Origin of the sequence: Acetobacterium sp. MES1, assembly GCF_002237635.1 — a bacterium.
GTDB lineage: Bacteria > Bacillota > Clostridia > Eubacteriales > Eubacteriaceae > Acetobacterium > Acetobacterium wieringae.
Window position 1 is genome coordinate 45,080 of record NZ_MJUY01000014.1, and the last position, 11,527, is coordinate 56,606.

The window sequence follows — 11,527 nt, forward strand, 5'->3', positions numbered from 1 at the left end:
TTAGACCTCGCTATTTTTATAAAGCGGTAAACTTATAATTCACCCTGCTCAGCGGCCACCGGGCCATCGAGCAGCAGATAGGACGTTAGCTTAATCGCAAAGACAAGGCTGTCGGGATGATTAAGAATTTCTGCCAGTTCCGGATGTTTTTCGGCGAACGTGGTCTTGATCGGGAGGACTTTGGCATCGGTCAGGGGCGTAAATAAACCGGCAAAGGTCACCGAAACGATGTTGGCTCCCTGGCCTTGGTGCTGGCGGCTATCGACCAGGATACTGACCCGGGGATTGGCCAGCAGATTCTTAAATTTGCGCGACTCCCGGGTGGAGACCAGATAAAGTGTCCCCAGATCGTCGCTGGGCAGATAGGTCATCAACGAGCAATAGGGGTTGCCCGCGGCTTCGGTACATAAAACACAGAGGGAATTGTCGCGCAGAAGCGATTCCAGTTTAGCTAACATATTACCACCTTTCATCAGGCGGGAGGAAGGGGAAGCCATCCTCTGGGCCGCATAAATAAATTTTGACAGGCCAGGGATGGTTCTTCTGAACCACCCGGATAATCACCGTAAAGGAATCCTTAACGGTTGCGGATGTTAATCTGATTATAGCACAGGTAGGTAGCCTTGGGTAAAAAATCAGCTTGAATGGGTGGGGTGGTGATGATTAATCAGCTGGAAACGGGGTATAACATAAACACCATAAACTAATTTTACAGGAGGTGCACGATGATGAAGGTTAGTGCTAAAAACTGGGGTTTGATCGGGTTTGTGTTGCTTTGTTCACTGGTTCTACTAACCGGCTGCGGTCAGCCGGCGGGGCAAAAAGACAGCTCTGATCAAGTGGCTGGACAGACGACGGAAAAAGAGAGCACGGATCAGGCTGGCGAAAATGTCAGTGATTTTTTCAACAAGGTGCAAATCGGCCAGACCAAAGCGGAAGTCGATGCGGCATTGGGTGTCACCCCGACATCCCCGGTGGAAGGGGCGTTTGATTATGTGGATGAAAATGGTAATGGGGTGACCGTCATTTTTATGGAACGGAGTCTCGGCGATGGCAGTCCCAAGGTTGCTTTATCTAAAAAGTTGATCGGGACCGAAAAATATATCATCGCAGCGACGGATGATCAACGGATAACCGAGGAGCAAGCCGAAAAGATTATCGAAGGGATGACCTACGACGAGGTTAAAAGTATCCTGGGACAAGACGGGATCGTGGTGAGTGAGGCCGAAGGTGCTGGTGGGGCCATTACAACCGAGCGCTATTGGATTAAACCGGGCTTGGCTTCAATGCTCAGTGTCACTTTTGCCGGTCCCGGGGGAAGCGATCTCAGTACCTTTATCTTGAATTTTTAGCGACGATCAAGGATCAGATAAGGCTTAACAATTTCAGCTTATCAAAAAAGTGCCACCGCTTTTAGTTGTGGCACTTTTTTTAGTGAGGACAGGGATGGGATGATGGGGGGAAGGCAGGGCTTGGTGAGCAGCCCGGGACTACCCCCTGGAGCTGGCCTTTCTTTATCAGGGGGTGCAGTTTTGTGAGCTGAAATCGGCAGCGGCGCTTAAAAATTTGACATTTGTTAAATAAAGTTTTGTTATTACAACGATACCGTGTGCTTTGGGCCCAGTTTCGCACGAAACACTTTCTACACTGTACGGCGTACAGGCTATCGCCAGTTCGCCTACACGTTACGAAAGCGTTTGTGGAAACTGCGCCCAAAGCAATGATTGTTTGCTGTTTTTAAAGTGAATAGGGGGAAGGAACGTGGCGAAAAAGTAAAAAATCATCGATTTTTGTGAAGTATCAGCGGATCACATTGATAGTGAGAAAAAAGAAGCTGAAATTTATGCGGTGTCAGCGGTTTCGTTTGTGCTATACACGTGGTATAATCATAGCATCAATGAAAAAAGGTGAAGAAATGAACTATCAGAAAAAACTCGAGTCACTGATCATCGCAAGAGATGGTCTGATTCTGACAAAAGATGTGGAAAGTGAAAACATTCCCCGTACCTATTTATACAGAGCAGTCAAAGCGGGGCGGCTTAAAGCCCTCAGTCGCGGCGTTTACCTCAGTGAGGATGCCTGGGAGGATGTTTATTACTGGAAACAGGCCATTAATCAGAAAATGATCTATTCCCATGAAACGGCACTTTATTTTCTCGATCTGACAGACCGGGACCCGCTGGTGATTACCGTGACCGTGCCCTTTGGTTATAATGCCAGCCGGTTAAGAAAGGATAATTTCCAGGTCTTCAGTGTCAAGAAAGAATGGTATGCCATTGGAATTATTCCGGTTAAAACCAATTTTGGCCGGGACATTCGCTGCTATAATCAGGAACGGACGATTTGCGATCTGCTTAGTCACCGTTATCAGTCGGATCTGAGTCTGGTTACCGAAGCGGTCAAACGTTATTTCCGGCAAAAAGATCGCAACGTGCCCTTGCTGCTGGACTATGCCAGAACCTTTGGTGTCGAAAAACGGATTAAAGCCTATATGGAGGTATTGATGTGAAAACAGCCACCCAGATAAAAGATAAGATCAAAAATATGGCCAAAGAAAAGCAGCTTGATCCGCTGATTCTATCAAAAAATTATATGATGGAGCGATTTCTGGAGCGGATTGCCTTATCCCGGTTTCGTGACCATTTTATCCTTAAAGGTGGTTTCCTGATTGCTTCGGTGGTGGGAATTGATAGCCGTTCAACCGTCGACATCGATACGACCCTGAAAAATTACCCCTTAAATTCAGAAGTGCTGGAAGAAATCATTCTCGAAATCCTGGCCATCGATTGTGACGATCACATTATTATGGCTCTGAAAAAGTTGGAAACCATCCACGAAGAGGGTGACTACACGGGGATACGGGTTTATATCGAAACAACAATTGACCGGATGCGCATTCCCATTAAGGTGGATATTACAACCGGCGATACGATCACACCCAAAGAAATAATGTATAGATATCCCTTAATGTTTGAGGCACGATCTATCTCAATCTGGGCTTATAATCTGGAAACAGTCTTAGCAGAAAAATACCATGGCATTTTATCATTTGGTTCCTACAACACCCGGATGCGGGACTACTACGATATGCATATTCTCTTGCATGCAACACTCCATCCAATTGATCCGGATATTCTCGCTAATGCAATATATCAGACCGCCAAACAGCGACAGGGCGAACATTTGCTAGCCCGTCAAAAGATGACATTAAAAGAGATTTTTGAAAGTGCCGAGATGAAAGTATTGTGGCAGGCTTACCAAAAGAAAAATCCCTATGCCAATGAATTTGCCTGGGAAGACGTCTGCCAATCAGTGGAAAAAGTGATGCTGATTAGCAGCAGAAGAGATACGACGACAATCAATAACAAAACAGATGAGGAGAATTATTCTTGAAAGAAACCTAACGAACCGGCCAGCCCCCTGGAGCTGGCCTTTCTTTATCAGGGGGTGCGGTTCAGTGAGCTGAAATCGGCGGCGGCGCTTAAAAATTTGTCATTTGCTAAATAAATTTTCGTCATTGCGACAGTATCGTGAGCTTTGGGCCCAGTTTCGCACGAAACATTTTCTACACTGTACGGCGTACAGGCTATCGCCAGTTCGCCTACACGTTACGAAAATGTTTGTGGAAACTGCACCCAAAGCAATGACTGTTCGATGTTTTTAAAGTGAATAGGGGGAAGGAACGTGGCGAAAAACGGTGATTTTACTGGTTTTTTGAGGGGTGGGGGCGTATAATATTAAGCAGTGAGAAAATTGGAATCGATTGAATTCAATACAGAAGGGGATGTTTTATGAAGTCCAACTACGCTTTTTTAACGGATCATTTTCCGGAACTGGCCACCATCGGCAGCCTGGCCGAAGACTACCTCCATAGTGACAGCAACAGCTGTATCATCAAGCTGGGGCTTTTTGGCGAAACCATCGTCAACCGGATGATGGAGTTTGATGGGGTGGCGCCACCAGAGACTGACAACACCCATGCCAACCGGATTAAAGCCCTAAAACGTGAGGGCCTGCTGACCCCGGAACTCGACGATCTGCTTTATGGCCTGCGCAAAGCCCGGAATCGGGCCGTCCATGAAGGTTATGGCAGCTTTGCTGAGGCGGCCATGCTGTTGGAGATGGGCTGGAAGCTGGGCGTCTGGTTTATGCAGGTTTATGGCGACTGGGCCTACCAGCCACAACCTTTTGTGTTGCCGCCGCCGGTGGGAGCCGGTAAAGAACAGCTTTATCCGGCAAAGGCCAAAGCGGCCCTGAAGGCCTGGCAAAATCAGCAAAAAGCCGAAGCCCAAGCCCTGAAAAAAAGCCTGGCCGAAAAAGAGGCCCAGATTGAAGCCCTTAAACAACAGGCCGCAAAAACTGATCAATTGACCCCGGCGACCCGTCCCCAGCGGGCCAAACAGGCCCAAAGTGCCGCCAGTCAGCTAACCTTAAGCGAAGCCGAAACCCGCTATTTAATTGACATTCAGCTGCAAAAAGTCGGCTGGGACGCCGACACCGTCAACCTCACCTACGCCAGTGGCGCCCGCCCCCAAAAGGGTAAAAATCAGGCCATTGCCGAATGGCCCACCGACTCCCATGTCAGCACCAGCGGCTATGCCGACTACGCCCTCTTTGTCGGCGAAAAGCTGGTCGGGATCATTGAGGCCAAGCGCGCCGCCAAGGATATCCCCGGGGTGATTGACTACCAGTGCAAGTCCTACGCCCAAACCCTTCGGGAAGCCGACGCCCCCTACCTGATCGGCAACTGGCATGGCTACAAGGCCCCCTTTCTCTTTGCCACCAACGGCCGCAAATACCTAAAACAGCTGGAAACCAAATCCGGGATCTGGTTTCGGGATGTCCGCAAGGATGCCAACATCCCCAGGGCTCTCCAAGGCTGGATGAGCCCCCAGGGGATCATGGAGCTGCTGGAGCGGGATCTTGATGCGGCCAATGGGGCGCTGGCTGCCATGTCCCGGGATTTTCTGTCGGACAAAAATGGCCTGAATCTGCGCCCCTATCAGATTGAGGCCATTGCCGCCGCCGAAACCGCCGTCCGGGCGGGGCAAGACCGGGTGCTTTTGTCCATGGCCACCGGCACCGGCAAAACCCGGACCATCCTCGGGCTGATCTACCGCTTTCTGAAATCCGGCCGCTTCAAGCGGATTCTCTTTCTGGTGGATCGTTCCGCCCTGGGGGAACAGGCCCAGGATGTCTTTCGGGAAGTGAAACTGGAAGACCTGCTGACCCTGGATGCCATTTACAACATTAAAAATCTCGAAGACCGGTCCATCGATAAGGAAACCCGAATCCACGTGGCCACGGTTCAAAGCCTGGTCAAGCGGATTCTCTACAACGAAGAGGACACCATCCCGGCGGTGTCGGACTACGATCTGATTGTGGTGGATGAGGCCCACCGCGGCTACATCCTCGACAAGGAGCTGGGGGAGGATGAAATCCTTTATCGCAGCCAGGATGATTTCATCAGCAAATACCGGGCTGTCATCGACTATTTCGATGCCGTCAAGGTGGCCATGACCGCCACCCCGGCCCTCCACACCAGCGAGATTTTCGGGCCGCCGGTGTTTTCCTACAGTTACCGGGAAGCCGTCATCGAAGGCTATCTGGTCGATCACGATGCCCCCCATACCCTGACCACGAAACTGTCCACCGGGGGGATTGTCTATCACCCCGGGGATACCCTGGTGATCTACGATCCCGTCACCGGGGATATTGTCAACAGCGACCAGCTGGAAGACGAGCTGAAGTTTGAGGTGGAACAGTTCAACCGCCAGGTCATCACCGAAAGCTTCAACCGCACGGTGCTGGCCGAAATTGCCAATGATCTCGACCCCGAAGGGGAGGGTAAAACCCTGGTCTTTGCGGTGGATGACAACCACGCCGATCTGATTGTTAATATTTTAAAAGAGCTTTACGAGCCGATGGGGGTGGATAATGACGCCATCCTAAAAATTACCGGCAGCGTTGGCGGCGGCAACAAGAAAAAAGTGCTGGAAGCCATCAAGCACTTCAAGAACGAAAAATACCCCAACATTGCCGTGACGGTGGATCTGCTGACCACCGGCATTGACGTGCCGGAAATTACCACCCTGATCTTTATGCGTCGGGTCAAATCCCGGATTCTCTTTGAACAGATGCTGGGCCGGGCCACCCGGCTTTGCCCTGCCATTGGCAAAACCCACTTTGATATTTATGACCCGGTGGGGGTCTATGAAGCCCTAGAACCCTACAACACCATGAAACCGGTGGTGAAAAACCCCAGCACCAGTTTTGAGGATCTGCTGGCGGGGCTGGCGGTACTGCCCACCGAAGCCCAGCAGAAAAACCAGATCGAGATGATCCTGGCCAAGCTCCAGCGGGGCAAAGGCAGCCTGGATGAAACCGCCCGGGCCCAGTTTGCGAGCCTTTGCGGCGGGGACTCTCCGGAGCAGTTTATAAAAACCATCAGAAAGCTGCCGGTGGCGGAAGCCAAAGCCAAGCTGCAGGGGGCCGCCGATCTCTTTGCCATCCTGAAGCAAAACAGCAAAGCGGGGAGCCGTCCGGTGGTGATTTCCGATGCGGCGGACGAACTGCTTGGCCACACCCGGGGCTACGGCGCCGGCAGCCGACCCGAGGATTATCTGGACGCCTTTAAGGTCTTTATCAACGACAATAAAAACAAGATCATGGCCTTGAAGATTGTCTGCACCAGCCCCGGAGAAATGACCCGGGAGAGCTTAAAAAGCCTGAAACTGGAACTGGATCGCCATCAGTTTACCGAAGCCCAGTTAAACAGCGCCTTAAAGGCCGTCACCAATGAGGACATTGCCGCTGACATCATCAGCCTGATCCGCCAGCAGGCCCTGGGTTCGGCGTTAGTCAGCCACGAGGACCGGATTAAAAACGCCATGGCCCGCCTTAAAAAGCAGCATCATTTCAGTAAAATGGAAGAAAACTGGCTGGCCCGGATTGAAAAGAACCTGTTGGCCGAAACCATTCTGGAGCCGGACACCTTTAACACCGGGGCTTTTAAAGATCACGGCGGCTTTGACAAAATCAACAAGGTGTTTAAAAACCAGCTGGGTCAGATCATTACCGAACTGAATCAGTATTTATATGACGATGGAGGAAACGCAGCATCATGAATAATCAGGAAATTGTATCCAAACTCTGGAATCTCTGTAACGTGCTCAGAGATGACGGCATCACCTATCACCAGTACGTGACCGAGCTGACTTATATTTTGTTTCTCAAAATGGCCAAAGAAACCGGCACCGACGGCGCCATTCCGGCAGCCTACCGCTGGGAGGAGCTGGTTAAAAAACAGGGGATTGAACTGAAACGCTTCTACAACCAGCTCTTAACCCACCTGGGCGAGGAAACCAGCGGCCGGATTCTGGAGATTTACGCCGGGGCCCGGTCCAACATTGACGAACCCAAGAATCTGGAAAAGATTATTTTAAATATCGATGCCCTGGACTGGTACTCTGCCAAGGAAGAAGGCCTGGGCAATCTCTATGAAGGACTGCTGGAGAAAAACGCCAACGAAAAGAAATCCGGCGCTGGCCAGTATTTCACCCCCCGGGTCCTGATCAATGTGATGACCCGGCTGATTGCCCCCCAGCCCGGGGAACGCTGCAACGATCCCGCCTGCGGCACCTTTGGCTTTATGATTGCCGCCGACCGGTTTGTTAAGGATGCCACCGACGAGTATTTTGATATTCCCGAGTTGCAGGATTTTCAGAAGTATCAGGCGTTTTCCGGCTGCGAGCTGGTTCACGATACCCACCGCCTGGCTCTGATGAACGCCATGCTCCACGACATTGAAGGGGAAATTCTGCTTGCCGACACCCTGTCGAGTGCCGGCAAGGCGATGAAGAATTATGATGTGGTCCTGACCAATCCCCCCTTTGGCACCAAGAAAGGGGGCGAGCGGTCTACCCGGGACGACCTCACCTTTCCTTCCTCCAACAAGCAGCTTAATTTTCTGCAGCACATTTACCGCAGCTTAAAAGCCGACGGCAAAGCCCGGGCCGCCGTGGTGCTGCCGGATAATGTGCTTTTTGCCGACGGCGACGGCGCCGCGATCCGGGCCGATCTGATGCACAAGTGTAACCTCCATACGATCCTTAGACTCCCCACCGGGATTTTCTATGCCCAGGGGGTTAAAACCAATGTGCTCTTCTTTACCCGGGGCCAGAGCGAAAAAGACAATACCAAAGAAGTCTGGTTTTATGACCTGCGCACCAACATGAAAAACTTCGGCAAAACCAGCCCCCTCACCGAAGCCCATTTTGACAGCTTTATTGCCGCCTATACGGCGGACGACCGCAGTGCCGTTAGCGATGAGCGTTTCTCTTGTTTTAGCCGGGCGCAGATAAAGGAAAAAAACGACAGCCTTGATCTCGGCCTGATCCGGGATGACAGCATCATCGACTATGAGGATATGCCCGACCCGATTGAAAGCGGCGAAGAGGTGGTGGCTAAACTGGAAGAAGCCGTGGATCTGATTCAGAGCGTCTTAAAAGAGCTGCGCTCCCTGGAGGCCTAGGATATGGCCAAGAAAAAACAGGTATTGACGGTGGAGGAAAAGCTGGCGGCAGCGCTGGTGAGGGAGGATGAGCAGCCTTATGAGGTGCCGGGGAATTGGGTTTGGACGAGGCTGGATAAACTAAAAAACAATGAGAATGGCTTTTTTGACGGGGATTGGATTCTTAGTCAAAATATGGACATAAATGGTGAGGTAAGACTCATTCAACTTTCTGATATTGGAATTGGTAGTTTTCTAGATAAATCATCAAAACACATTAATTCAGAGAAATTTGATGAATTGGGTTGTAAGGAGTTGATTGAAGGTGACATCCTTATTTCGCGTATGGCTGAACCAATTGTACGAAGTTTTATTTTTCCCAAATTAACTTACAAATGTATCACAGTTGTAGATGTAGCGGTATTGAGGTGTAACAATAACTTGGTTAACATAAAATTTGCAAATTATTTATTCAATACGCCATGGTTTACAGAACTTGCTATGAGCATAGCACGCGGAACTACTAGAGTAAGAATCACAAGAAAGAATCTTGGTGAATTGCCTATCCCTCTCCCGCCCCTGGCCGAACAGCAGCGCATTGTCGACCGCATCGAAAGCCTCTTTGACCAGCTGGACCAGGCCAAAGCCCTGATCCAGGAGGCCCTGGACAGCTTCGAAACCCGCAAAGCCGCTATCCTCCACCAGGCCTTTACCGGTGCCCTCACAAAAAAGTGGCGGGAAGAACATATTATTCAGAAACATTTAGAATACAAAAAGCTGATTGATATCACGACAAAGATTACAGATGGCTTTCATAATTCTCCAAGTCCTCAAAATATAGGTTATCCATATGTTATGGCAGGTAATGTAAAAGAAACAGGTATTAATTTCAACAGTGGTTTATTTATGGATGAAAAAAATCATAGAGAATTATATAATAAAGCGCATCCTAAAAAGGGTGATATTTTACTTGTAAATATTGGAGCAGGTTCTGGTACTTCAGCCGTTATTGATGTAGATTTCGAATTTTCATTTAAAAATTCGGCAATATTAAAATTGAAAGAGGATGTTAATCCATATTATGTAAATTACTATCTACAATATACAAAAGAGAAGACATTAGCAGAAATAAGCAAAGGTGGAGCGCAACCTTTTTTGAGCTTAAAAGTTATAAAAGAGATGAAAATAATGATGCTACCATTTGTAGAGCAAAATCAAGTAGTTTGTATCCTAGACGACCTCTTCGCAAAAGAACAGGCCGCCAAAGACCTCTGCGACCAGATTGATCAGATTGACACCATCAAAAAAACCATCCTCGGCAAAGCCTTCCGGGGAGAACTGGGGACGAATGTGGCGGGGGAAGAGAGTGCGGTAGAGTTATTAGCTGCTTTTTTAACAGGTTAAAGTCAATTGGTAAAAACTATACAATTAATATAGAGAAGTTAGTAAATGCGACTAATGCTAGACTAGCTTAACGGCTTTGTAAAAAATAAAGCACTGATGCCAGTCACACTAACTTAATTTTTCAATTTCCGAAATTGCGATTTCAGCGCATAAGAATATTCAGAGTTTCAATAATGAAAATTGAAGAAACTAGAGAAATGTTTAAAAAAGTTCTAAATTAAAAAAAATGGAAGGAGAAATATTATTTTGAATGCGTGTGAGGCGATTAATAAAATTTTTGAAGACAGAGAAGATTTTGTTATTATTGGTTTAACAGGAAGAACAGGTTCAGGTTGCACAACAGTTGCAGATATTTTAAAAGAGCCGGAATTCAAAAAATTAAAATTAAGGAAGCCGAAGAACTATGATTTTAAAGATAGCGAGGAAATAAAATATTCAATATTGTATGAATATGTAAATAAACCCGAAAATAAATGGAGACCATTTCAAATTATTTCAATCAGTAGTATTATTGCATCTTACATATTTGAAAAAGGATACGATGAGTTTGAAAAATACTTATCAGATTTTATGGAAAAAGCAGATGCTAAAGAAAAGATATTAACAAGTCTTTCGGATTTAAAAACAGACATAAATCAAATAAAAGGGGATCTTGATTCCGTTCATTCTGAGAATTCAGATGATTTTAAATTATACGATACATACGCTAATAAAATTCCTCCTATGGCTTCACGATTGAAAAATATTCTAACAGATTACAATATAAAAGATAATGGAAAGGATGCTCAATTATATACATATATATTTCAGAAGATAGGCAATAATATAAGAGCATCGGGCGATCCTTTTAAATCTGAATTTAATCCTGAAAAAATATTTGCTTTAGCAGAACGTACAAATACTTTAATAAAAGCAATACGAAAAAATAATAAAGCAAAGAACAAACATACTCTAATTTGTATTGATGCGATAAGAAATCCTTTTGAAGCAGTATTTTTCAAAGAACGTTACAGTGCTTTTTATTTGATTTCTGTAAACACCGATGATGTATCAAGGCGAAAGAGATTATCTAAATTAAGTTCAGATGAAATTCAAAGTCTGGATAAAACAGAGTATCCCCAAAAGTTAGAACGTGAAGAAAAATTTTATAATCAAAATATTTTAGCCTGTTTAGAAATATCAGATATTCATGTTTACAATCCTGATATAGAAAACTGCGATTATTATTTTTTGACTGTACAATTATTAAAATATGTTGTTTTAATGCGACATCCTGGATTAATTACGCCTACTCACATAGAAAGATGTATGCAAATTGCTTACAATGTAAAATTTAATTCAGGGTGCCTTTCGAGACAAGTGTATATTCCGACCGGCAAACTCCATTTGCACGATCATTTCGACCCAGCTTCACGGAGGGTGAGATCCACCCTCACGGAAGCTGAACCGGTAGTAACTAAATGCTAATACTCAGAATCATCGTGGCCATTAGCGAGGCGGCAGATATGTTCGCACCACTCATCGGTTTCCATGGGATCCTGGTTATTATATAACAACTGAATATAGACTTGATAAGCGGGATGATCACTGTATCGCCGGCCCAGATCGGAT

At 47.0% G+C, this 11,527-nt stretch carries 8 protein-coding genes; 7 read left to right on the top strand and 1 reads right to left on the bottom strand.

The window, feature by feature from the left end; genetic code table 11:
• Window positions 1–32: 32 nt before the first annotated feature.
• Window positions 33–458, bottom strand: coding sequence for a pyridoxamine 5'-phosphate oxidase family protein (locus BI182_RS06250; RefSeq protein ID WP_286806298.1), 426 nt, complete (start codon window positions 456–458; stop codon window positions 33–35).
• 267 nt (window positions 459–725) lie between these two features.
• Here BI182_RS06250 and BI182_RS06255 point away from each other — a divergent pair, with 267 nt between their 5' ends.
• The 7 genes from BI182_RS06255 to BI182_RS06285 all read left to right on the top strand — a co-directional run bounded on the left by BI182_RS06255 (window position 726) and on the right by BI182_RS06285 (window position 11,383).
• Window positions 726–1,352 (top strand): hypothetical protein, encoded by a 627-nt coding sequence (locus BI182_RS06255; protein ID WP_286806300.1) that lies wholly within the window; start codon window positions 726–728, stop codon window positions 1,350–1,352.
• A 563-nt stretch (window positions 1,353–1,915) separates the two neighbouring features.
• Window positions 1,916–2,509 (top strand): type IV toxin-antitoxin system AbiEi family antitoxin domain-containing protein, encoded by a 594-nt coding sequence (locus BI182_RS06260; RefSeq protein ID WP_286806302.1) that lies wholly within the window; start codon window positions 1,916–1,918, stop codon window positions 2,507–2,509.
• Window positions 2,506–3,393 (top strand): nucleotidyl transferase AbiEii/AbiGii toxin family protein, encoded by an 888-nt coding sequence (locus BI182_RS06265; protein ID WP_286806303.1) that lies wholly within the window; start codon window positions 2,506–2,508, stop codon window positions 3,391–3,393. The genes BI182_RS06260 and BI182_RS06265 overlap by 4 nt, the downstream gene beginning before the upstream one ends.
• A 398-nt stretch (window positions 3,394–3,791) precedes the next feature.
• Entirely contained in the window at window positions 3,792–7,127 is a 3,336-nt protein-coding gene (gene hsdR / locus BI182_RS06270; RefSeq protein ID WP_286806305.1) for a type I restriction-modification system endonuclease, read from the top strand.
• Complete coding sequence (locus BI182_RS06275) at window positions 7,124–8,533, top strand: class I SAM-dependent DNA methyltransferase (protein ID WP_286806307.1); 1,410 nt, start codon at window positions 7,124–7,126, stop codon at window positions 8,531–8,533. The genes hsdR and BI182_RS06275 overlap by 4 nt, the downstream gene beginning before the upstream one ends.
• A gap of 3 nt (window positions 8,534–8,536) precedes the next feature.
• Window positions 8,537–9,916 carry a restriction endonuclease subunit S gene (locus BI182_RS06280; RefSeq protein WP_286806309.1) on the top strand — a complete coding sequence of 460 codons (1,380 nt, stop codon included), beginning with the start codon at window positions 8,537–8,539 and terminating at the stop codon, window positions 9,914–9,916.
• Between the two features lie 246 nt (window positions 9,917–10,162).
• A complete protein-coding gene (locus BI182_RS06285) occupies window positions 10,163–11,383 on the top strand; it encodes a nucleoside/nucleotide kinase family protein (RefSeq protein WP_286806311.1) in 1,221 nt (406 codons plus the stop codon).
• Window positions 11,384–11,527: the final 144 nt, after the last annotated feature.